This window comes from Acidicapsa acidisoli (assembly GCF_025685625.1).
Taxonomy (GTDB): Bacteria; Acidobacteriota; Terriglobia; order Terriglobales; family Acidobacteriaceae; genus Acidicapsa; species Acidicapsa acidisoli.
On sequence record NZ_JAGSYI010000001.1, the window covers coordinates 851,674 to 875,759 of the forward strand.

At 59.9% G+C, this 24,086-nt stretch carries 16 protein-coding genes; 6 read left to right on the plus strand and 10 right to left on the minus strand.

The genetic code is table 11. The annotated features are described in order from the left end of the window. Nucleotides 1-158: 158 nt before the first annotated feature. From mltG to OHL23_RS03515, 3 genes are all read left to right on the plus strand, one after another. Nucleotides 159-1,238 (plus strand): endolytic transglycosylase MltG, encoded by a 1,080-nt coding sequence (mltG, locus tag OHL23_RS03505; RefSeq protein WP_263350383.1) that lies wholly within the window; start codon nt 159-161, stop codon nt 1,236-1,238. Next, nucleotides 1,235-2,167: an outer membrane lipoprotein-sorting protein gene (locus tag OHL23_RS03510; RefSeq protein WP_263350384.1), complete on the plus strand. Its 933-nt coding sequence runs from the start codon at nt 1,235-1,237 to the stop codon at nt 2,165-2,167. The genes mltG and OHL23_RS03510 overlap by 4 nt, the downstream gene beginning before the upstream one ends. Before the next feature lie 335 nt (nt 2,168-2,502). Next, nucleotides 2,503-4,647, plus strand: a complete 2,145-nt coding sequence (locus tag OHL23_RS03515) for an autotransporter outer membrane beta-barrel domain-containing protein (protein WP_263350385.1) — start codon at nt 2,503-2,505, stop codon at nt 4,645-4,647. A 108-nt stretch (nt 4,648-4,755) separates the two neighbouring features. Here the strand turns inward: OHL23_RS03515 and OHL23_RS03520 are convergent, their stop codons facing one another. The 5 genes from OHL23_RS03520 to OHL23_RS03540 form a co-directional block, all read right to left on the minus strand. Beyond that, on the minus strand, nt 4,756-7,023 hold the full coding sequence (locus OHL23_RS03520; RefSeq protein ID WP_263350386.1) for an N-acetylmuramoyl-L-alanine amidase: 2,268 nt from the start codon (nt 7,021-7,023) through the stop codon (nt 4,756-4,758). Nucleotides 7,024-7,197: 174 nt separating this feature from the next. Further along, nucleotides 7,198-10,023 (minus strand): alanine--tRNA ligase, encoded by a 2,826-nt coding sequence (alaS, locus tag OHL23_RS03525; RefSeq protein WP_263350387.1) that lies wholly within the window; start codon nt 10,021-10,023, stop codon nt 7,198-7,200. 48 nt (nt 10,024-10,071) lie between these two features. Next, nucleotides 10,072-10,626 (minus strand): regulatory protein RecX, encoded by a 555-nt coding sequence (locus OHL23_RS03530; RefSeq protein WP_263350388.1) that lies wholly within the window; start codon nt 10,624-10,626, stop codon nt 10,072-10,074. A gap of 2 nt (nt 10,627-10,628) precedes the next feature. After that, on the minus strand, nt 10,629-12,998 hold the full coding sequence (locus OHL23_RS03535) for a S9 family peptidase (RefSeq protein ID WP_263350389.1): 2,370 nt from the start codon (nt 12,996-12,998) through the stop codon (nt 10,629-10,631). Nucleotides 12,999-13,136: 138 nt separating this feature from the next. Beyond that, a complete protein-coding gene (locus tag OHL23_RS03540) occupies nt 13,137-15,167 on the minus strand; it encodes a sensor histidine kinase (protein WP_263350390.1) in 2,031 nt (676 codons plus the stop codon). Nucleotides 15,168-15,515: 348 nt separating this feature from the next. On the opposite strand from OHL23_RS03540, the gene OHL23_RS03545 reads away from it, so the two are divergent. Next, nucleotides 15,516-16,421: a LolA-like protein gene (locus OHL23_RS03545; protein ID WP_263350391.1), complete on the plus strand. Its 906-nt coding sequence runs from the start codon at nt 15,516-15,518 to the stop codon at nt 16,419-16,421. Between the two features lie 88 nt (nt 16,422-16,509). Here OHL23_RS03545 and lpdA read toward each other — a convergent pair whose 3' ends face one another. From lpdA to OHL23_RS03565, 4 genes are all read right to left on the minus strand, one after another. Continuing rightward, nucleotides 16,510-17,946, minus strand: coding sequence for a dihydrolipoyl dehydrogenase (lpdA, locus tag OHL23_RS03550; RefSeq protein WP_263350392.1), 1,437 nt, complete (start codon nt 17,944-17,946; stop codon nt 16,510-16,512). A gap of 87 nt (nt 17,947-18,033) precedes the next feature. Beyond that, a complete protein-coding gene (locus OHL23_RS03555) occupies nt 18,034-18,480 on the minus strand; it encodes a hypothetical protein (protein ID WP_263350393.1) in 447 nt (148 codons plus the stop codon). Nucleotides 18,481-18,489: 9 nt separating this feature from the next. Further along, nucleotides 18,490-19,461: a tRNA (adenosine(37)-N6)-dimethylallyltransferase MiaA gene (gene miaA / locus OHL23_RS03560; RefSeq protein WP_263350394.1), complete on the minus strand. Its 972-nt coding sequence runs from the start codon at nt 19,459-19,461 to the stop codon at nt 18,490-18,492. Continuing rightward, nucleotides 19,455-19,658, minus strand: coding sequence for a hypothetical protein (locus tag OHL23_RS03565; RefSeq protein ID WP_263350395.1), 204 nt, complete (start codon nt 19,656-19,658; stop codon nt 19,455-19,457). The genes miaA and OHL23_RS03565 overlap by 7 nt, the downstream gene beginning before the upstream one ends. A gap of 217 nt (nt 19,659-19,875) precedes the next feature. On the opposite strand from OHL23_RS03565, the gene purD reads away from it, so the two are divergent. Further along, complete coding sequence (purD, locus tag OHL23_RS03570) at nt 19,876-21,171, plus strand: phosphoribosylamine--glycine ligase (RefSeq protein ID WP_263350396.1); 1,296 nt, start codon at nt 19,876-19,878, stop codon at nt 21,169-21,171. 33 nt (nt 21,172-21,204) lie between these two features. After that, nucleotides 21,205-22,062: an SGNH/GDSL hydrolase family protein gene (locus OHL23_RS03575; RefSeq protein WP_263350397.1), complete on the plus strand. Its 858-nt coding sequence runs from the start codon at nt 21,205-21,207 to the stop codon at nt 22,060-22,062. Between the two features lie 9 nt (nt 22,063-22,071). Here the strand turns inward: OHL23_RS03575 and OHL23_RS03580 are convergent, their stop codons facing one another. Further along, the gene (locus OHL23_RS03580) at nt 22,072-24,063 is read right to left on the minus strand and encodes a gluzincin family metallopeptidase (protein ID WP_263350398.1); all 1,992 of its coding nucleotides are present in this window, start codon (nt 24,061-24,063) and stop codon (nt 22,072-22,074) included. Nucleotides 24,064-24,086: the final 23 nt, after the last annotated feature.

A 24,086-nucleotide genomic window follows, 5' to 3' on the forward strand; every position in this document is an offset into this window, starting at 1 on the left:
TACCGCCATGCCGGTGTTACCGGTTACGGCCAGGAGTACACCGCGAGCAGGGCCGGCCTACCCCAGCTCACCGGAAAGGTCAAATTACAATCGAAGGATTGGAATCTGCACAGAGGGAAAGGCATCCAATCCTTGAATGACATCGGGAGTTGCGCGAATTGAGGTCACGTCGGCGAGGTTCGCGGAAAAAGAAGGGTTCCGGCGCGGGTTTTCTGGTTTTCCTGTTTTTCTTTCTGCTGTTGCTGGCGGGCGCAGCGGCAGCCTGGTTTGTCTTCTTGCCTGCCGGTCCGCAGGGCGAGACTTTTGTCGAGATCGCCCCGGGCAGCAGCAGTAATCAGATTGCAACTCAATTGGAGCAGACGGGCGTCGTTCGCAGCCGTTATGCCTTCGACCTTGTCCGGCTGTGGAAACGGGGCCGTCTCAAGGCCGGGGAGTATCGTTTCGACCACGCTGCTCCGGTGACTGAGGTGTACGCACGAATCGCTCGCGGCGACGTCTACACCTTACCGGTCACCATACCTGAGGGCGCGAACCGCTTCGACATTGCGGCGCGGATAGTACAGGCAGGCTTTCTCAACGTGAACAAGGAGGATTTTCTGGCAGCTACGGTATCCGAAACTCCCCTCATCGCCGACCTCGATCCCCAGGCGCGCAACCTGGAGGGGTATCTGTTTCCGGACACCTATCGTTTTCCGCGCAAAGTGACCTCAGCCCAGATCATCAGCACGATGGTGCGCCGCTTCCGAACCGTAACCTCCGAACTCGATCTGGCTCGGCCCCCTCAAACCTCAGTCTCGCGCAACGTGCATGACATCGTCACCCTCGCCTCTCTGGTAGAGCGCGAAACCGCCGTGGCTTCGGAGCGTCCGCTCGTCGCCAGCGTACTTGCGAACCGCCTGGCGAAGAAGATGCCGCTGATGACCGACCCAGCGGTCATTTACGGGCTCGAAGTCAAAGACCTGTGGCGCGGCGCGATCTACCAGTCCGACCTCTCCGATCCAAAGCACGACACGCCCTACAACACCTATCGCCATATCGGCCTGCCTCCCGGCCCTATCGCCAACCCCGGCATGGCGTCGTTGCGTGCAGCCATGAATCCCGCCGCCACGGACTACCTGTATTTCGTCGCTGCCGGAGCCGATCCGCAAGGCAAGTCGCGATTCGCCTCAACCCTTGATGAGCACAACAAAAACGTCGCCAGCTACCGCAAGGCTGTAAGACAAGCAGGTGGCCGTTGAACGCAGTACGTCCAATTCGGAATCACGCGTGTCGACCGGCAGCCGCCGCCGTCGCGCTTGCGCTTTGCCTGCCCGTTATCGTCTCGCTCACGGGCTGCGCGAGCATGCTTGTCTCCAAGCGCAAGCTGCCGGTGCCGGTTGCGCCGCCTAGTGTGCAAACGGCCTCGGCGTCCGAGCTGGTAGCGCGCCTGAACGATCAATGGGACAAATTCCAGAGCCTGACCGCATCGGTCGACATCCAGGCAAGCCACCTGAAAGCCCAGGAAGGCGTCGCGACAGACTACCCAAGCTTCCGCGCCAACCTGCTGCTGCGCAAGCCGGAGATGCTGCGCGTTCTCGGCAGGCTTCCGGTCCTGCAGACCAAGATGTTCGATCTGGCCAGTGACGGAACCCGGTTCACGCTCGTCATTCCGCCCAAGGACGAGTACTACTCCGACCTCAACTCCCGCAAGGGAACCTCGCTCAAATGGTATGAGAATCTTCGCCCCGGTCCGCTCTTTGACTCCATGGTTGTGCGCGGCCTCGAAAAGGACGACTTTTATTCCGTCATCTCCGAAACCACGACGATGGAAGACACCGTCAATAAGCGGTTGATGGTGGAGCCTGAGTACATCCTCAACATCGTGCGCCGCAAGGCGGACAGCCAGGAGCTTTACCCGGTGCGAGTGGTCCACTTCCACCGCGAAGACCTGCTGCCCTATCAGGAGGATCTCTATAACGACAAGGGCGACCTCGAGACCCAGGTCTTCTACGGTGTGTACAAAAATTTCGACGGAACCAACTATCCCGGCACGATCACTCTCAAGCGCCCGCAGGATGAGTACCAGCTCGTGATGACTGTCGAGCGAGTAACCGCGAACCCCGCGCTTACCGATGACATGTTTCAAGTAGAAATCCCCGAAGACTACAAAAAGCAGGAATTGAAGTAGGCGATCCGGCAGGTTGCGCCCGGGTTGGATCGATTCCGCCCCCAGGCAGGCCACTCCAGCGTCTTAAGACGGGATTCTTTGAGACGCCGTCTAACTTATCGCAAATTACAAAATCGCTTCCGGCAGAAGTGAGCTATAATCCGCACTCAGTCCGCACATTGTTCCGCAAAGCTGATTGCATCGGGCTCGGGCAGTAGAGCATAGCTCGCCATCCTTCGGCTTCCCGGATCCGCTCCGCGATTCTCGTGGTGAGCCCTGCTGTGACCCTCAACCAAAAATCAACAGCTTGATACCGAATCGAACCGGGCAATTCCCGTTCAACAGGAGGGGATGCAATGACCAGAATCGACAGGTGGAGTGCGCTCAGGTGCGCCTCAGGCTTCGCCCCAGGACTGCTGTTAGCCTTGGCAGTGCAACACTGGGCAGTTGCCCAGGATCTCAGGACCGCGCCCCCCAGCAATACAGCCATGACAACGGCCCTGCCGGACGCCGTGAACAGCAATGTCCCACGTCTAATGAAGTTCAGCGGCGTGGTGGCAGACCCAGACGGCAAACCCGCGACCGGCATCGTGGCCGTGACCTTCAACTTCTATAAAGAACAGGAAGGTGCAGCCCTCTGGACGGAAACTCAGAACCTGCAGTTGGACGCGCAAGGCCGCTATACCGTGCTGTTGGGTGCAGGATCGGCGGCTGGCTTGCCGATCGATCTCTTTGCCTCCGGCAACGCGCTCTGGCTTGGCGTGCAGCCGGAACTAGCCGGACAAAGCGAGCTGCCACGTGTGCTGCTGGTGGCAGTGCCCTACGCCTTGAAGGCCGCAGACGCCGACACGCTGGGCGGAAAACCGGCCTCAGCCTATGCGTTGTCACAAGGCCAGGCAACACCCTCGTCTGGCCTGGCAAACGGCAATCTCTCCGTTGCGCAACGAAACGCTCTGCAAACCGAAAATTTCAGAGGCGATCATGACGACCATGGCCGGTCAGTGCGAGGCCACGGCATGAACGACTTCATTCCAATCTGGACCGGCGACGATAGTCTGGGAGACTCGATCCTCTTTCAGACGCTGGACAACGTCGGAGCAGGCACCAGGACACCGGGCGCGAAACTCGATGCCGTCAGCTCCGGCATCGCTGTTCGCGGGACATCCTCCGGCGCAGGCCAAAGCGGCGTCGTTGGCGTTTCCAATGCGACGACAGGCTACGGGAGCGGAGTATCCGGAACCAGCGCCAGCGTAAACGGAGCTGGTGTCGCCGGTTACGCCACCGCGACTTCCAATAATGGGAGCGGCGTCTACGGCCAGAATTCTAGCGGAAGCGGCGCTGGCGTGGTTGGAGTGAACAGCGCCACAACAGGTTATGCCAACGGCGTCTATGGTCAGACCGTCAGCACCAGCGGAAACGGCTTGAGCGGCTTTGCTAATGCGGCCTCCGGCTACACCGCCGGTGTATACGGCTACAGTGCCAGCACCAACGGTTCCGGCGTGTACGGCGACAGCCCGAACAATGTTGGAGTAGGCGGCATGGGCGGCACGCTGGGCGTCTGGGGAGACACCGTCAGCACCAGCGGCTCCGGCGTGGCTGGTTACGCCGACGCAACTTCCGGCTACACCAACGGCGTCTTCGGCCAGAGCGCCAGCACCAACGGAAACGGAGTGAGCGGCAATGCTATTGCAACTACAGGCAATGCCTACGGCGTGAATGGATCGACTTTTACCACGGGTTTCGGAGCAGGTGTTGCTGGAGCGGCATGGGCTACGACGGGGACAGCCTTCGGCGTATTTGGCCAAACTGCGAGCAACAACGCGCCGGGAATCTTCGGTTATGCAAGCTCAACTTCCGGCACGCCAGTTGGAGTCGTCGGGTTTGTCGAGAGCCCGAACGCTGTAGCCGGCCAGTTCGTAGCTCACAGCGGGTCAGGATTGATCCTGCAAGGTCTGTCCGGAAGCGCCACTACGCAGGTCTTCACAGTAGATGCGAACGGCAACCTGGACATCAGCGGCAACCTGACCGTCTCCGGAAGCAAATCCGCGAGGGTGAAACTACAGGATGGCCGGGATGTGGCGCTTTACGCCGTCGAAAGCCCGGAGAACTGGTTTGAAGACTTCGGCACGGCGCAGTTGCAAGCAGGCGCAGTGCAAGTCTCGCTCGATCCCGGATTTCTCCAGACGATCGACTCGACAGCCAACTACCATGTCTTTCTCACTCCAAAGGGCGACTGTCACGGCCTCTACGTAGCGAGCACAACATCGGCGGGCTTTGTGGTGCGTGAGCTGGGCAGCGGAAGTTCGAGCGTCGCCTTCGATTACCGGATTGTGGCCCATCGGCGCGGCTTCGAAACCATCCGGCTCCAGGAAGTAAAAGTGCCAAAAGGCCCAACCGACATGCAGGCAAAAATCGCCGGCATAAAATCGGCTGCACATTCCATCGCACCACCCCGAATCACTGCTCCTGCCATGTCGCATCCAGCTCCACCAGTGCATTAGCAGCCGCCTTGCGCGCAAATGAGGATGCCCCACATCTCGAACTTGAACAAGATGTGGGGCACCCGATCTTCTTAAGCATTCTGATGTGGGCCATCCACTGATCAGCCATTACTGTCCCGCCGGCTCGCCGCTTTCAATTGAACTCTTGGTCGAACTCCTCGCCTTCTCAACCGGGTTGGTCCCGCTCAGCCCGCGCAGATAACGCTCCACGCCGGCATCCAGCGATTCGGCAATCCGCTGCCGGTAGCTGCCTTCCCGTAATTGCTCGGCGTCATCGGGATTGGTAAGAAAGCTGATCTCCGCCAAGATTGACGGCATCTGCGCGCCTATCAGCACCACAAACGGAGCCTTCTTCACGCCGCGATCTCGCAACCCAGGATTGCCCGACTTCAATCCGTCATAAAGACCCGCATCTACATCGGCGGCAAACTCGCGCGACTCGTCGATCTTGTCCCTTAGAGTAATCTTGCGCACCAGATCGGAAAGCTGATGCACAGAGCTGTTGGAAATCGCATTCTCGCGCGCCGCAACATCCAACGCATTCGGGTCGGAAGTAAAATTCAGGTAGTAAGTCTCCACGCCGCGCGCCGAGGGCTCAGGGCTCGAGTTCGCGTGAATCGACAAAAATAGGTCCGCCTGTGCCTTGTTGGCAATCGCGGTGCGCGTCTCCAGCGGAATGAACGTATCGTCATCGCGGGTGTAAACAATCTCCGCACCCAGACGCTTATGCAGCAGCTTGCCCACGCGCAGCGCAACATCCAGCACCACGTCCTTCTCCTGAATACCACCAGGGCCAAGCGTTCCGGAATCATGCCCGCCGTGCCCCGGATCGATGACGATGCGCCCAACCTTCAACCCCAGCGCCCGTACCAGCGAACGCTCTCCGTCGGCGGTTGGCTCTGCGGCATGAGGAACCGCGTCCGCCTCTGTCGAATTGCCCGCCGACGTCGACCCGCTTTTGCCCTTCCTGCGGCTCTTCCCGACGTTGCTGCCAGTCGCACCCGCTGCGGAAGCATCCGCCGAAGCCGTACTGCTGCCCGAATCCAGGGCAGGCGCGGGAGTCGTCACGCGCGCCGAGACTGGCCCACTCGTCGGCCCAGCCGTCGCCGGAACCTTCGCCGGCTCACTGCTCAATTTCGCCACATCCGCAATCGTGCTCTCCGCACTGGTGGCCGGTCGAGTAGCGGGCGCAATCGGCTGCGAAGGCCCGACGGTTGCCGAGGTGCCATTGGCCTGAGCCAGCTTTCCAGCAGATTTGTCGCTGTGAACGTCAATAATCAGCCGCCACGGATTGGGCAGCAAGAACGCCGAATACTCGCTAACATCCGTAACATCCAGCACCACTCGGGTCACGTCCGGATGGAACTGCGCCGCGCGAATGCGCTTGAGATAGCCATCATCCACCACCTCAACCTGGTGCCCATTGAGGCTCGAAGCGAGCCGCGCCCCATGCAGATCAAAAAAAATCCGATCGGGATTGGGAACCCGCGCCGCCTCGTATTCCACCTTGCCGCCAAGATCGATGGCAATGCGCGTCGAGGTCGGGTTGGACCAGTGGCGCATACCGGTAATCATCACCACCCGGCCAGAGCCAGAGGATGTCTGCCCATTGCCTGAATTCGTCGGAACCTGCACCGGCGCGTCATCGAGGATTACCTGGGCGTTCGATGGCGCCGCATCAGTCTGGGCAACCTGGCTGCTCAAACGGCTGGCGCGAGTTTTGGTACCACTGCTGGGAGGCGTCGTCGAATCCGCGGCAACTTCGGGCGCTGGAATCACTGGAGCCATTGATCGCCGGGCTTTGGCCGTCTTTCCGGCTGGCGGCGGAGGAGCTTCGATCTCCCGCAATTCGATCCCCGCCTGCTCGCTGAATGAGCTGTCCGGGCGCTCGGCAATGACCTGCCGAAGTTTCTCTTCGGCGCAGGCCTTGTCTTTCAGGTCCTGGCGGCAGATCTCCGCCTCCAGCAACAAGGCATCGTCAACCTGAGAGCTATGCGGGTATTGATCCCGCAAAAATTCATACTGCCCGATGGCCGCCCGCAGCGCGTGCTGATCGGAGAGAACGCGACCCTTTTCAGCGAGCAGGTCGGCTACGGCAGCGACCGCAGGCGGAGCTTTGGCAGACCCGGGCTTCTGATGGTAGATCCCCCGGAACGCATCCAGCACTTCCTCGTAGCTTTCCCGGGTGCGCTTCTCCTTCGGCGTGGCTTCCAACTGATCGCGCAGCCGCACAGCTCGATCCCACGCTGATTCCACGGGAGTTGAATGCCGGGTCGAGGAACGGGAGAATCCTACGGCGAACGCCGGAGCACAGAACGACCACGCCGCTGCCAGCAGGCAGCAAGCCAGTCCCATCGGCCTCAGCGATTTATGCATCCGCGTAGCTGTCTCCAGTCTGGGCTCGCTGCGGGGTACCGCCGCGAGCGAAACAGACCCTGCTGGTTTGACTCTACCGCGACGGCCGCGACCAATGCGATACCAGAGGAGACACTTGCCGCGAAAGGTTCCCCGCGGGTAAACGGTACTTCGGAACCGGGAATTCCCCGCCTTTTAACCGAGAAATTCCTTCACAATCCCCGGAACAGCCTCCAGCGCCGCGCCCAACTGGCTCTGGTCTTTGCCGCCTGCCTCGGCGATCTCGGGCTTACCGCCGCCTGAGCCGCCGACCAGTTTCGCCACAGCGCCAACCAGCTTCCCGGCCTGAATGCGCTTCGTCAGCCCCGGTGTAACTCCAGCAATAATGGCGACTTTACCCTCCGGCTGTACGGAGCCGAGGACGACGACGCCCTCGCCCAGACGCTGCTTCAGATTGTCCACCAGCGTGCGAAGCTGGCCGCGTTCGAGACCATCAGCGCGGAGTGTCGCGACCTTGACGCCACTGACTTCAACGGCTGAGGCAAGAGCTGCGTCGAGGTTGCCCGAAGCTGACTTCATGCGCAGCTCATCCAGTTCGCGGCGCAGCTTTTTCAGCTCTTCTTCATGGTCGGCGAGCTTGCCGCGCAGCGATCCCGAAAGGTCAGAGCCATTCGAAGGCGGAGCAACCTGCGCGGCCAGTTGTGCGACGGAGAAGTCGCGACGGAACTCGTCGAGAGCGCCAGTGCCGCTGATGGCTTCAAGGCGGCGAACGCCGGAGGAGACGGAGCCTTCGCCGACGATCTTGATGAGGCCGATTTCGCCGGTTGCGCCGGTGTGCGTGCCGCCGCACAGCTCTGTCGAAAAGTCGCCGATCTTTACCACGCGGACCTTGTCGCCGTACTTTTCGCCGAAGAGCGCCATGGCGTGGTACTCATTCACGGCTACGTCGATCGGAACGTCGACCATGGTTTGAACGGCGGTGTTACCAAGCACTTCGCGATTGACGATGGATTCGATCTCTTCGAGTTCTTCGTCGGCGACCTGAGCGAAATGGGAGAAGTCAAAGCGCAACCGCGTCGGATCGACGAGCGAGCCGGCCTGCTTGACGTGCGTCCCGAGAACCTGCCGAAGCGCTGCGTGGAGGAGGTGCGTACCGGTGTGGTTGCGCTTGATCGCGTTGCGGCGCACTCCATCGACGACAGTGTTCACATGATCTCCGACAGCCAGATCCTGCTTGAGCACGGCCTTGTGTGCGCGGACTCCCTGCACGGGCAGAACGCAGCCAGTGATTTCAGCAACGGTGAGGTTGCCATCGGGAGAAGTAAACCGCCCCGTATCGCCAATCTGGCCACCGGAATCGCCGTAGAAGCTGGTGCGGTCGAGCACGACATCGACGGAGTCACCTGCCTTGGCTGCGGGAACGCCTACGCCGTCTTTCACGATGGCGAGGACTTCGGCGCTGTTGGCCACGAATTGCGAATAGCCAAGGAAGTCGGTCTTGGGCAGGTCGCGGAATGCCGGGCTGGCGGTCTTCGCTGCGCCGCCTTTCCAGCTTGCGCGGGCGCGGGCTTGCTCTTCGGCGCGGGCGGCTTCGAAGCCTGCTTCGTCGAAGGCTACGCCCGCATCGCGGGCGGCATCGACCATAAAGTCTACGGGAAGGCCAAAGGTCTCGTAGAGATGAAACGCTCTAGCCCCACTTAGGATTTTACCGCCATCGACGAGCGCTTGAGCTTCGTCGAATTGAGCCTCAGTGTAGCCCTCATCGTATTTTGATTCACGGTCACTGATAATTTCACATGCACGTTCCCACGCAGTCGCTACCGCCTCAAGTTCGTCCTCAAGCTCAGCTAGGCCCATGGACAGTGTTCGGGCAAATTGGACCTCTTCTCCATGAATCACCTTTGCCACCCTGTCTGCGTCTGCAGCCAGCGCGGGGTAGGCTTTGAGCATTTCGTCCCGAACTGCGGACACCATTTGGTATAGGAAGGGGCTCTCCGTTCCGAGTTCTCTTCCATGTCGAATTGCTCGCCGCATTATCTTGCGCAAAACATAGCCGCGGCCCTCATTCGTAGGCAGAACCCCATCGCTGATCAGGAATGTTGCCGCACGTGCATGGTCGGCAATGATGCGTAAACTGGCATTCGATACTTTGTCCTCAGTTCCCGTCAACTCGGCGGCTCGGGTGATGAGGGGTGTGAAAAGATCCGTCTCAAAATTGGAGATCTTACCTTGTAGAACCGCTGCGACTCGCTCCAGACCCATCCCTGTATCAATGCTGGGCTTGGGCAGAGGTGTGAGGGAGTAGCCGGTGGTCTTGCCGCCCTCGACAATCGCCGCGCGGTCGAACTGCATAAAAACTAGGTTCCAAATCTCTACGTAGCGGGCATCGTCCTCTCCAAATGGCCGATCTCTGTCCCGCACACCGGGGCCATATGACGACGCCTCAATGCCCATGTCATAGAAGATTTCGGAGCAGGGGCCGCAAGGGCCGGTTTCGCCCATCTGCCAGAAATTATCCTTGAGGCCGAACTCGAAGATGCGCTCGCGCGGCACGCCGGTTTCGATCCAGAACTGTTCGGCCTCGTCGTCGCGCGGAACGCCATAGTCTGGCGCACCCTCAAAGATCGTGACGTAGAGCTTGTCCTTGGGGATGCCGAACCACTCAGGGCTGGTAACGAGTTCCCAGGCGTACTGGATGGCTTCGCGCTTGAAGTAGTCGCCGAAGCTGAAGTTGCCCAGCATCTCGAAAAAGGTGTGGTGGCGGCGCGTGAAGCCCACGTTTTCCAGATCGTTGTGCTTGCCGCCCGCGCGGACGCACTTCTGCGAGGTGGTAGCGCGGGTGTATTCGCGCTTCTCGGCGCCGGTGAAGAGGTCCTTGAACTGGTTCATGCCCGCGTTGGTGAAGAGCAGCGTCGGATCATTGGCAGGCACCAGCGAGGACGAAGCCACCCGGCGGTGTTGCTTCGACTCAAAAAAGCGCAGAAATTGTTCGCGAATCTCGTTCCCGGATCGATATTGCATGGCTAATTCAGTGTAATTGGCGAAATGACCGCACTGCTTGCAGCCGGGCTATTCTTCGCCCGGTTGTTCTTCCAGATTTTCGAGGGCCATCAACGTCTCGTCGGGAACGTCCCACTGGCGGAGGATTTTGTAGATGACGCCTACGGAGAAGCCTGCTGTGACGAGGCGGCGCATGACGCGGGCGGTCTCTTTTTCGTTTTCGGGCTTGCGGATGCGCTTGCGTTCGAGGTGCTGGCGGGCCAAGGCTTCTTCGCTAACCTCGGCGTACTTGGTTTCGATGGTCTCTGCGATCGTCTGCTGGGCAATGCCTTTGCGGTTCAGCTCCTGGCTGACGCGACGAGCACCGAATTTCTCGTTCTGCTGGCGGAGCTGGGTGTAGTTTTCGGCGAAAGCAGTGTCGTCGAGGTAGCCGTATTCCTTGAGGCGGGCGATGACTTGGTTGACTTTGGCCGCACCGGTCTCTTCGCGCTCAACTTTGGCCTGCATGAGGTGGCGAAGTTCCGATTCGCTTCTCATGCGGCGGCCGAGGGACTTCACGGCGTACTCGTGCAGGGCGTTTTCGTCGAGGGGATCGGATTGTTTCTTGGCGCGACCAAATGGCATTTCTATTCCCTGTTCCCTGTTCCCTGTTCCCTGCTCCCTGCGCTTCCGATCCCTGCACTTCCAATCCACTGATCGACCCAGGCGTTGACGGTCTTGTACCAGAGCTCAGAGTTTTGCGGCTTCTGCACCCAGTGGCCTTCGTCGGGGAAATAGAGCATCTTGGACGGAACTTTGAGGCGCTGGAGCGTGGTGAAGAGCTGATAGCCCTCCGAGACATCGAGGCGGTAGTCGAGCTGGCTGTGGATGACGAGCGTGGGGGTTTTGAAGTTTTTGGCCGAGAGCGCCGGGGACCATCGGCGGAATGGATTTTCGGAGTCGGGATGGCCGTAGTAGTCCCAGGGCTTGCCTTTGAACTCCCACTCGTTGAACCACAGCTCTTCCGTCGATCCGTACGCGGATTCGGGGTCGAACATGCCGTCATGGGTGACGATGCACTTGAAGCGATTGGTATGACCGAGAATCCAGTTGGCCATGTAGCCGCCGTAGCTTGCGCCGAGGGCGCATTCGCGGTTCTTGTCTATAAACGGGTAGGTTTTCTCGGCGTAGTCGAGGCCGAGCATCAGGTCGGTGAATGGTTTGCCGCCCCAGTCGCCGTTCACACCATCGACAAAAGTCTGGCCGTAGCCGGTGCTGCCGCGCGGGTTGATCATGACGACGACGTAACCGTTGGCGGCAAGGAGTTCAGCGTTCCAGCGGTAGCTCCAGGAGTCGCCCCATGCGCCTTGCGGGCCGCCGTGGATCAGGAATTTGACGGGGTATTTCTTGGCAGGGTCGAAGGCTGGGGGTTTGATGAGGAAGCCCTCAACCTCTGTCTTATCAGCGGCTTTGAACCAGAAGGATTCTAGCTGTGATAAGTCCAGTTTTGCCAGCAGATCATCGTTTAGATGAGTGATTTTTGTAATTTCCTTTTTCTCGGGGTCTCCAAGCGCGACCAGCTTTTCTAACTCTTGCTTGCTTCCAACAAAGTCTGTTCCGATGACAACGTCGCCCTTCTCTCGCTGCGGTTCTACGAATTGTCTAATTTGAACAACCTCTCCGGGTTGTCCTACTTTCATTCGAGTCGCCAACAGCGTTTTTCCGTCCCCGGCTATATGCAAATCATTGAATTCCCCCTCGTTCGAATCAGCGCCAACAAACCTATTCAACCCCGTTCCTGTTTTGTCGATTCCATTGCGACTAGCATCGAAAATTTGCGCCATTCCGTCGTTACCAGCTACGAAGTAGATCTTGTTCGAATCTGGCGACCAGACAAACTCGTCCACCCATCGATCAAAATTTGGGAGCGAGTCTTTTATTTGCTTGGTGGTGCGGTCGTAGATCACTAGGCGAAATTTGTCGCTTTCGTAGCCGGGGCGGGCCTGGCTGCGCCAGGCGAGGTATTTGCCGTCAGGTGAGTAAGCAGGGTTGAAGTCGCCGCCCGGGCTGGTGGAGATTTTTACTGGCTTGGCTGTGGAATTGGTCAGATTGAGGGTGAAGATGTCGGCGTTGGTGCTGATGGCTGGTTCTTCGTCGAGGTTTTCGGTGAAAGCAAGTTCTTTGGAATCAGGAGAAAACGCGCAGCCACAGCCGCCTTCGAGCGAAAATGGCGGGACGTCGCGCGGGTCGTTCGGTGTCAGGTCACGGATGGCTCCGGTTTCTACAGTCAGCAGGAAGAGATGGCTGCGCTTGTCGCCGGTGAAGGCGTTCCAGTGCTTGTAGAGCAGGTGGTCGAAGATGCGGGCTTTGACTTTGCTGGCTGCCTGGGCTGCGTCGCGGTCGATGGTGCACTTCGCGCCATCGGGGTTTTCGGGCGTGATGGCTCGGCAGTCGGGGTAGACGGAGGCAGTGAAGACGATACTTTTGCCGTCGGGAGACCACAACGCATTGTCGGCTTCCGGTATGTTGATTGCCGGATTTTCAGCATTGCTTGTCGGACTTCCAACGTTAGTTGCCGGATTTCTCACGTTCTTTGTGGCATTTCTAATGTTGGTTGTCGTTCCGGTGGCCAGGTCGAAGTCGGCGAGCCAGATTTGCTGGCTGCCGGAGCGGCTGGAGAGAAAAAGTAGCTGCTTGCCGTCATGCGAAAACCGTGCGCCGCCGTCGGCGGGCTGGGTGCCTTCGACCTGTTTGGGCTCTCCACCGGTAACGGGCTGAATCCATAGTTTTGGGGTGCGGGTGTTCTGGGCCAGATCGACGTCGGTTACGGAATAGAGGAGCCACTTGCCGTCGGGCGAGACGTCGGTGTCGCCGAGGCGGCGCATCTGCATCATGTCGGCGAAAGTCATGGGTCTTTTAGCCGGGGCCTGGGCTGGGAGTTCCTTTGGCGGGCAGATGGAGAAGAGCAAGACCGGAAAGAAGACTGAGGCCGCAAACCAACGAAGACGATTCCGCATCACAGCATCCCTTTTCTGGATCGATGTATTCCCATGCGCGCCGGTTGAAAGCTGCGCGGGAAACTGAAGTTTACATCTCTCTGGAAGATGGTGCTTTGGAGCTGCGTCAGCTTATGGGCAGATCAGCCTACAGGAAGGTCAACTTATGGGAAGGTCTAGAATGATGGCGGCTCCGGTCGGATCGAGATTCGTAGCAGTGATGTTGCCGCGGTGTTCGCGGACGATGGCGGCGCAGAGGCTGAGGCCGATGGAGGTGGATTCGCTGCCGGCGAAACCTGAGGAAAGCGAATCGAAGGCTCGCTCCGGATGGGCGAATCCCGGACCGGAATGGGAGATGACGACCTGAACGCGGCCGTCTTCTGATGTGGGCGCGGTCGCTTCGATATGAACCGATTTTTCAAGGTTTGTACCAACTCGAAGGACGCTGTCGATGGCGTATTGCGTTGCGTGCAACAGAGCCTGGCGAATCTGGTGCGCGTTGCCGAAGATTGCGGGCAGATCGGGCGCAACAGTGAGGCGGAATTCGATGGAATGGCGCAGGAAATCGGGTCGGTGCATCTGTTCGATGTCCGTGATGAGATCGACGACCGAAAACGAGTTGAAGCGCTCGGTGGAGAGGCGAGAGAAACGCGAGAGCCTCTCGAGGATTCCCTTCATTCGTCGTGCCTCGACCGTGATGGCCTCAGCTCCTCGGCTTTCGACGCCTCCCGGCACGGTTTCCTCAATCAGGGCGGAGTAACCGAGGATGACGGTGAGGGGATTGTTGAGCTGCTGGGCGACGTTGTTGGCCAGTTGTCCGACTCCCGCGAAGCGCTCAGAGTCGATGAGCTTGCCGAGCATGAGTGCCTGGGCGCGGGCTGCCTGCAGGCGGCCGGAGAGTATCTCCATGGGCAGCATGTCGTCGGCGCGGAGGTGCGGCAAGGGTGTCCGGGGCGCAGTGATCAGGATCGCGCCCTCTGGAGAGTTGTCGGGGCCGAGCATGGGAACCGCGCCGACGCGGGTCAGGCGCAGTCGTTCCAGATCGTCGCCGGGAGTCAGCCACGGAGTCAGGTCAAGACTCAGGGACTTGCTGTCGGGAACGAGCGCCTCTCCGTTGTTGGAGAAGCAGTCCGAGGGCAGGCGCTGAGCCAGCGAATCCAGAGCGCCGGCTGTAGCGCCGTCCATGCCAGCGTAACCGACCAGCTTGTATGCGCCGCTGGCGTTGCGCACGACCATGGCCGCAGAGGCGAAGCAGCTGTGCTCAACAATCATGCCGCAGAGGTGGCTGGTCTCGCGGTCGAACTCTTCCAGGTTGCGCGCGGTCAGCGACTGACGGGCATAGGCCTCCAGCTCCAGACGAACGCGGCGCTCCCTCTGCTGAGCGGTCTCATTCTTGTCGACTTCGTCTTCCAAAACCAACAGGATGAGTCCCATGGCAATAATGACCTTGCCCAGAATGGCAATACGGGCAAGGAGCAGTCCGAGCAGAATTGCCCGCATTTCGGGCCGGATGAGGAAGAATGGCGGCAGAGCGGAGGCAATGAAGCCCGAGGTGGTGAGAAAGACGCCTGGAGACAGCCGGCGAAAGTTGTAAACGACCAGGAGCGCCGCCATGAGCATGTTGCCCGACTCGACCACGAGCAGCGGGAAGTACACATTGCCATGAATGTAGTACGGGATACAGATCGCTCCGGCGACTGCGACTATCAGAACGGAAAGCCAGACGGGAACCGGGCCCTTCTGTAAACTCCAGGGGATGGCTACGGCAGCCGCCCAATAAGCCAGAAGTAGATAAACCCACAGAAACGGCCGGGTGGAGTACTGCGTATAGCCGTAATAGAGAAAGGTATACAGCAACAGAGGAACCGTGTAGGGAACGACAAACAGGATGCGTCGCCGGCCCATCTGAAAGCCGAAAGGTGACAGCGAGGCCAGAAAGAGCGCGGAAGAGAGCATCAACAACGACTCCCCCGCAACCTTGAGCCATACAACTGCGTGAGGTATCCCGGCGCCGGGCGGAATGACCCACTGGTTGACCATCCACAGGAGGATCTCCTGAAGCCCGGTGCAACTCAGAGCGAGCATCCACAGGAGTGTTCGAACACTGCGGAAGCGCGCGTGCAGGTAGGCAAACGCCAGCATGAGCGCTGCGATCAGGGTTATAGACGGAATCTGATAGTCATCGGGCATTGAAACTGACAGCAGACTCCTTCTCGGTTCGGTTCGGACTCAAAAAATTGCCTATGGACGGACCCGAGCCCGCGTATTGATCGCAGACGCCAGCCTGAATTTTCATATTGTGAACGCCCGCAGTGTGCACAAAGCTGTGCGGAAAGGAAACCACGAGGAGTTCATCAACGTCCACACTGATTAGAGAGAATCATGGGCTTCGATGGACTGTCACGAAAATTCAGCGGCATTTAGACCCGTATGTATCATCCTTCTTAACCCGGTCAAGCTATATGCGTCTAAAGTTGTAGTTGTTGTCGAAAATGATCGGAGCAAAAGCACGTGTCCACGGTAACTGGGAAATGCAAAATGGTGCGCCGAAGTGGTTTAGTTCTCCTTTTCGGCATGGTTTTGTGTGCCGGGGTGGTTTGGGGCAGCGACAAGAAGAAGCATGACGCCAATGCCACGGTTTCCTATACGCCTATGCCGCTCGATTCGGGTTACGGGCCGATGGATATTACCGAACCACCGATCTCTCCGGACGAAATCATTCACAAATTCACGGCCAAGGAGTCCGAATTTCGCCAGGCGCTGAATCACTACACCTACCGGCGTACGGTCAGGGTGCAGACGGTCAACGACGACGGCAAGGTGGACGGCGAGTACTACCAGGTGGACGATGTCATCTTCACTCCGGATGGCAAACGAACGGAGAAGGTGGTGTTTGCTCCGGCGAGCAGCCTGGAGCGGATCAGCATGTCCCCGGCCGATTTCCAGGACATTCAGCAGCGGTTGCCGTTTGTCCTGACGACGGAGGACGCGGGGCAATACGACATCAAGTATGTTGGCCGCCAGACGGTCGACCAGGTGCCCTGCTATGTCTTCGAGGTCGCCCCCAAGGTGATCGAGAAGAACAAACGGTATTTTCAGGGGAAGATCTGGGTGGATGCGGACGCGCTGCAGATTGTGATCACGAATGGCAAGAATGTGCCGGACGATCTGCGCAAAGGGCACGAAGATCTATCGACGCCGTTTACCACCTACCGCGAGCAGGTGGATGGAGAGAACTGGTTTCCGACGTACACCAAGGGCGATGGGGTGCTGCACTTCACGGGGGGGAACGGCTACCTGGGCGAGGATGTGCATGTGCGCCAGACGGTGAAATATACCGACTACAAGCAGTTCGGATCGTCCTCGACGATTATCTACGAGGGAACGAACATTTCGAATTCGCCGGATACCAATAAACCACCGGATGCTCAGAAGCCGAAGTAGATCCCTGAATCCAGATCAGTGATCCCAGGTCTCAAAATCGAGACCTGGGGCACCCGCACCCGCACCGCACGCGTCAGCAAATGACAGTTTATGCGTTGATGGCGAGGCCTTCGACTGCGCCGTAGGCGTCGAGCATGGATTCGCTCAACGTGGGATGCGCGTGGATGGTGTACATCAGCTCGTCTACCGTTCCTTCGAGGTCCATGGCGACAACGGCTTCGGCGATGATTTCCGTCGCCGAGGGACCAATGATGTGGACGCCGAGGATTTCGCCGTATTTTGCGTCGGAGACGATCTTCACGAAGCCGTCGTGGGAATCGACAATGGTGGCTTTGGAGTTTCCGGCGAAGGGGAACTTGCCGATTTTCACTTCGTGGCCCTTTTCCTTGGCTGCCGTTTCGGTCAATCCGACGGAGCCGATCTGCGGCTCGGTGTAGGTGCAGCCGGGGATGCGCAGGCGATTGATGGGGCGGAAGTGCTTGCCCGCGATCTTGGCGACGGCGACCATGCCGGCCATAGAGCCGGAGTGGGCGAGCTGTGGCATGCCGGCGACGATATCGCCGATGGCGTAGATGCCGGGCTCGGCGGTTTCCATCCACTCGTTGGTCTTGATGAAGCCGCGGTCTAGTTCGATCTTTGTCTTGTCGATGTCGATGTTATCGGTGCGCGGGGAACGGCCGACGGCGATGAGCACCTTATCGGCTTCCTTGACCTGCGATTTGCCGTTCTGGTCGGTGAAGGTTACTCTGACGCCGTCGGTTGTCTTCTCAACCTTTTCGACCCTGGCCCCGGTGTTGATATCGATGGCGCGCTTTTTGAACTGGCGGGTCAATTCCTTGGAGATTTCTTCGTCTTCGACTGGGACGAGCCGGGGCAGGAACTCGATAATGGAGACTTCCGTACCGAAGCTCCGGAAGATGGAGGCGAACTCGACGCCGACGGCACCTGCTCCAATGACCACGAGCGACTTGGGAAGAGCGGGGATGGAGAGGATTTCGATGTTGGTGAGGATGCGCGTATCGGCTTCGAGGCCGGGAAGCATTTTGGCCTGGGAGCCGGTGGCGACGATGACGTTTTTCGCCTTGATAAAGCTCTGCTCGCCGGCTGCTCCGCCGCCGCCCTCGGTGTAGATGCTGACGGTGTGGATGCCATCTTTGGCGGGGCCGGTGAGGCGTCCGTAGCCCTCGATGGTGTTGACCTTGTTTTTGCGCATCAGGAATTCGAGTCCCTTGACGTGCTTGGCGATGATGGCGTTTTTGCGCTTAAGGCCCTGCTGCCAGTTGAGGACTGGCTGAGTAACGCCGTCAATGCCGTAATCGGCTCCGTGTTTGAGGTGATCCCAGACTTCGGCATGGAAGAGCAGCGCCTTGGTGGGGATGCAGCCGACGTGGAGGCAGGTGCCGCCGAGCGCGCCGGAGCTTTCGATGAGAGCCGTCTTGAGGCCGAATTCGCCGGCGCGGATGGCGGCGGTATATCCAGCCGGGCCGCTGCCGATGATTGCTACGTCGTAAATTGTCTCTGCCAAGGGTCTTCCTTCCGGGCGCGCAGCGTCATCCTGCGGTCGCTCTTGCCACACATCAGTCTAATGGATGCGGTCTGGCGGGTTTCAGGATCATGCTTCGCAATCTGGGAGCGGAAGCAGGTCTGGCGGACGCCACTCCCTGCGAGCCGCCGAGTCTTTGACGACGTCGCCGGAGTAGTACAGGGTATGGAGGGTGCGGGCCTCGCCGAAAACCTCCACAGCCTGACGGGCGGCTTCAAGGCGGGATTGCGGCTGGCGCTGGCGGAGGAATTCGGCGACGATGACGAGCCAGAAGCGGGTGAGGGTTTCGTGATAGCCGGAGGTGGTTGTGTTTGCTCCGCCAACAGCACGGTTATAGGCACTGATGCGGGCGCGCATCTGCGGGAGAACCACTGCGACAGTCGAGCCGAACAGGTAGTTTGCTGCTGACGCCACGTGAGCGCCATGCGTCCACTCGGGCTTGGGGAGGGTGCCGTTCTCAAAGCCATGGAGAAAGGCGTCGAAGGACTCGGGGGTGGCCAGATGTTCGAGGCGCATGCTTTGAGTTTAGCCGCGATTTGACTCGGGATTGGCGTTGGGATTGGCGTTCTGGATGAGGCCGATTGCCGTTTGTGTGGCTTGGGGGGTGTCGCCGAAGTCTTCGATCCAGTGGACATTGGGCTCGCGGCGGAACCAGGTTAGCTGGCGCTTTGCGTAGTTGCGATGGCCCTGCTGGGCGGCGGTGATGGCTTCTTCGGGCGACATGGCGCCGTCGAGGACCGCGAGGGCCTGCCGGTAGCCGAGGGCGTCGAGGGCTTTGACTCTGCCGTAGCGGGCCAAGAGGCTGCTGGTTTCTTCGATTAGGCCGGCTTGGAACATCTGGGCTGCGCGGCGGTTTAGGCGATCATAGAGTTCTTTTCGAGGCGGGTTTAGGCCGATGCGCAGCAGGCGGAAGCCGGTGAGCGGGTCGCGGCCAGAGGCGAAGGCTGCGGAAAGCGGCTGTTTGGCGGTCAGGCAGACTTCGAGGGCGCGGATGAGCTTTGGGGTGTCGTTGGCGTGGATGCGGGCGGCTGAGGCTGGATCGAGGCGTTGCAATATTCGGTGCAGCCAGCCGGATTGGTGGCGCTTTTCGCTGCGGATGAGCCGGGCGCGCAGGTCTTCCTGGCGGGCGGGACCGGAGAAGAGGCCCATAGTCAGAGCGCGCAGGTAGAGGCCGGTGCCGCCGGTGACAAGCGGCAGGTGGCCGCGCTCAGCGATTTGGCGCATTGCGTGACGCGCCTGACGGGAGTATTCGCCGGCGGTGAAGGGCTGGTCGGGATCGACGACGTCGATGAGGTGATGCGGGACTCTGCCTTGTTCTTCGACGGAGGGCTTGGCGGAGCCGAGGTCCATTCCGCGATAGACGGCGACTGAGTCGCAACTGATGATTTCGCCATTGAAGCGCTCAGCGAGAGCCAGCGACAGCGCCGTTTTGCCGCTTCCGGTGGGTCCGAGGATCAGGACTGCGAGAGGATCATTAGAAACGGATGCCGCTACCAAAGACGCCACCAACCCTGGGGGAACAGCCATTCCGATGGAGTGTGCAACAGGCGGTATGCAAGAACACCGGCGACGGCGAGGAGCAGGCCGATGGCCTGATTGCGGTCGAAATTGAGCCGCTGGGCATTGCGGCGGGCGGTGCGCTGTTGCTGGTCGGCGAGGCTTTCGAGGGTGTTGTTCATTCGTTGGGCAAACATTGGTCACGCATTGGTCAAAGGCTAAGACCGGCAGCATCCTAGCGGAAGTATAGCGGACAGTTGGACGCTGAAGTGCCTGCGGTCTTTGCCGGGAAACCTGGATTGCGCTCGCACGGGTGCGGCTGGCTCGGATAGGCTGTAACTGGTAGCAGGCCGTTGTCGTCTTGGTCCATATCTGGCGGTATATTTCCCAGCAACGTATCAGGTAGAGGAAGTCATGAAGGTTCTGATTTTTGGTTCGGGTGGGCGGGAACATGCGTTGGCATGGGCCATCGCCAGGAGTCCGCGAGTTACAGAGGTTGTTTGCGCGCCGGGTAATGGGGGCATTGCTCAAGTGGCCAGGCTGGTGCCGGTGTCACTTTCGGATCTCGACGGAATGGTGCAGGTGGCGGTTGCCGAGCAGGCGGATTTGACCGTGGTCGGTCCGGAGTTGCCGCTCTCGCTGGGACTGGTGGACGCCTTGCAGCTTCGGGGATTGAAGGTCTTCGGGCCTACGAAGGCGGCCGCAATGCTTGAGTCGAGCAAGTCTTTCGCCAAGCGGTTTTTGCAGCGGCACAAGATTCCTACGGCGAACTACGCGGTTTGCAAATCGTTGGTGGAGGCGGAAAAGGCCATTGAGTTCTTTCACGCGCCGATTGTGGTCAAGGCAGATGGCCTTGCTGCGGGCAAAGGCGTAGTGATCTGCCAGTCGCGCAGGGCGGCTCTTGAAGCTGCGCAGGGATTGTTCACTGGCAAGCTGCTTGGTTCGCAGGAACAGCAACTGGTGATTGAGGAGTTTCTGGTTGGCGAAGAAGTCAGCTTTCTGTGCCTCACGGATGGTAATCACGTTTCTCCGCTGGTTCCGGCGCAGGATCACAAGCGCATCGGCGAAGGCGATACGGGGTCGAATACCGGCGGCATGGGAGTGTACTCGACCGATTCCATTCTGGAGCCGGAGATGCAGGAGTGGATCATGCATCACATCGCGCGGCCGACGGTTCGCGGGATGGCTCAGGAAGATAGTCCGTTCGTCGGCGTGCTCTATATCGGGCTGATGATGACGGCGCGCGGACCGCAGGTGCTCGAATTCAACGCCAGGTTTGGAGACCCCGAGACGCAGGCGATCCTGCTGCGGCTGGAGAGCGACCTCCTGGAGGCGCTGGAAGCGTGTGTCGAGGGACGGCTGGCCAAGACAGAGTTCCGCTGGAAGCCAGGAGCGAGCGCATGCGTGATCGCCAGCTCGGGCGGCTATCCGGGGAGCTTTCAGACAGGGTTTGCGATTTCGGGATTGGAAGACGCGGCTGCGATTCCCGGTGTGCAGGTTTTTCACTCCGGAACCGCTATGGTGGACGGCAAGGTATGTACCAGCGGCGGCCGGGTGCTGGGAGTGGCTGCCGCGTCTGATACGCTGACCGAGGCGCTTGAGAGCGCTTACCGGGCGATGGAAAAAATCAGCTTTGCGGGCATGTATTTCCGGCGGGATATTGGTCATCGGGCTCTGAACAAGTCTGGTTCTCGACCCGGTTCGCGATGAGGATGAGATAGATACAGCATGGGAGGGGGTTGGATGCGGAGAGCGATGCGTTTGGGTGGAATCGGGCGAATTGAGGGACTTGCGCTAGCGACGTGCGCGATAGTGGTGGGGCTGGGGCTGAGCTCTTGCGTGGCGAGCGGTCAGCAGAGTAGCGCGGCAAGCCCCTCTGCGGCACAGGTTCCGGAGACGAAGACGGAGATCTCGCCGAGTGAACGGTCATATCTGGACTACGCCAAGCAGGAGGAAGCGTTGCGGCGCACGGATTTTGCCAATCTCAAGCGGTTTCACCAGGAAGATGCGGCGGTGCCCGCTCCTGTTCCCGACGAGCAGCGGGTTGTTTTCATGGGCGACTCGATCACGCAGGCCTGGGTCCACAACGGCGTTCCTCCGGAGGCGCCGGTTGCGGGCAGACTGTATATCAATCGCGGGATCAGCGGGCAGACCACGCCGCAGATGCTGCTGCGCTTCCGTCAGGATGTGATCGAACTGAAGCCGAGCGCCGTGGTGATTTTTGCAGGGATCAACGACATTGCCGGGAACACCGGGGATATGACGCCGGAGCAGACCGAGGACAATCTGGCCTCAATGGCGGATCTGGCCAAGGTCAATGGAATTCGGGTGGTGCTTTGCTCGATTACGCCGGCTTTCGACTTTCCCTGGCGACCGGGACGGGAACCTGCGACAAAAGTGATCGCGCTGAACAACTGGATTAAGTCGTATGCGGAAAGCCACGGGTACGTTTATGTGGATTTCTACTCCGCCATGGTGGACGGACGCGGCGGTCTGCCACCGGCGCTGAGCAAGGATGGCGTGCATCCCACTCCGGCTGGGTACGCCATTATGAATCCGCTGGTGGAGGCTGGGATTGCAAAGGCGCTGGGTGGCATGTAGCTCCCGACATCAGGGTTTAGGCGCAAGGCTCTCGATTAGCTTGCTGTGAATTGTGGCCTGGGTTTCGGGGATGGTGCCGTCGTTGAGCCGCACTTCTTTGGGGATGCCTTGAAGCAGGATGCGCTGCACGCTTTTGCTGCGTCCGGCGAGCAGGACGCGCTGCGTGACCGTGGTGAGATCGCTGATGACCTGCACCGGCGCTTCGACGGCTGCATAGCCGTTGTTGGCGAGGTTGACGGCTACTAGATATGAGCCTTGCGCAGAGGCGGGCGTCGAATAGACGCTTTCGATGGAAAGGTCGGGGAGTCCTCTGTCCTTGTAGACCCAGTCATTGAAAAACCAGGCGAGATTGCGTCGCTGGCCGGCCTGTTCGATCACCTTTTCGAAGGCGTCGGGCGTGGTGTCTTTTGCGGGATCGTAGGCGCGGAGTGCGGCCGAGAGCGCTGCGTCGCCGACCAGGTCGCGCAGCATCCAGAAGACGTAGGCGGCTTTGGTGCGATAGTAGACAGGCGAGATGCAGGCGACCAGAGGTTGCCCATCGCTTTCGCCGGGGCTTTCCGGTTCGGCGAGGGTCAATGCTCCACGCGCATTGTCGAGCGTGGCCAGGGCTCGGTCGCGGCCCTGCTGCTTTTCGATCCACAGCGTACCCATGAAGTGCGCGACACCTTCGCTGAGCCACGACCTGGGCGACATGACCCAGGCGTGAGTGAGCGCGTGAGCCATGACGCCATCGAGCACGTCAACGGTGGCTGCGCGGACCGGGGTGGCAAGGAGCGAGCCGGTTTCGTAGGGGATATCGCCGTCCTCGGGCAGATCCAACACGACGAGTTGGGCACGGGGCTTTACGCCGAGCCAGCCTTGCAGGAATGGGGTTACTTCAGTGGCTGCGGCGGACCATGTGCCAACATTGGCGTCTGACTCGGGTCGAGTCCACAGGGTCATATTGGTCGCGGCGTGGCTGGTTCGGTTGGCTAGGAAGAGGCTGGGAGTTTCGAAGCCCAGGACGGAGTCGTCGACGTGGGCGGTTGCGATGGCGGGCAGCGTCGTGTCTGTGGACGAAGAGGTGGAAAGCGGAACTGTGCGGCCGTTGATCAGAGCTATGGTCTGGGCGACGTTGGGAGCGAGGCCGGCGGCGTACTCAACGGTGAGCGCCATGCGAAAGTGCGCTCCGGTCAGGCGCAGTTTGTGGTCGCCGATTTCGTCGAAGAGCCGGGCGCCGTCGCCGAGAATGACTGGCACGGACGAGACCGGATACCAGACCACGTTACCGAAGCCGCGCAAGCCGGTGAAATCGGTGCTGATGCGGTCCCAGTCGGAGCGCTCCGCGACTTCGTCTGGGGTTCCGATGGCGAGCAGGCGCTTGGTGGATTGGGAGATCGAGCCGGAGTAGGTCACGTCCAGTTGCAGGCTTGCGCCGGGAGCCAACGGAGCGGGTGGCGTGATAACAGCCTCGTGGAGCTGGCCGGTGTGATCGGCGTCGGAGTTGAGCACGGCTGTCGTAAATGGCATCTGGCGGTTATTCAGCCGAATCAGCTCCCAGTTCAGATCCGAGGAGAGCTGCAAGGGCAAGTGGACGAGCGGAACTTTGCCGTCATTGCGGACTGTGACTAGCGCACGCACGGCGAGATGGGCTTCGGCTGGGCGGAGCCGGAGATCGAAATCGAAATCCGTATATGTGAGGGCGGAGCGCTCAGTATCTGCGGCCGTGGGCTGCGCAGAAGCCTTGGCGGACTGTTGGGACGTTGCAGAACTTCCAGAGGAAGCGTTGGGAGCAGGGCCATCCGCCTTCTGGTCGACAACCTGGCCATTCTCGTCGGTTGACCTTTCGAGGATGACTTTGCTTTTCTTTGCCTGGTTTTGCTCCGTTTGCTGGATGGTGTCCGAAGAGACGGGCGGCGCGCCAGTCGATGTCTGGGCGGCGGCTTGGTCTATCAGCGCAGCGGACAGAAACAAGGCCGCGAGCATGGTCGAGGCGGCTGCGGGAAGAACGCTTGCTTTCATGAAACTTGTCTCCAGCTGATCCC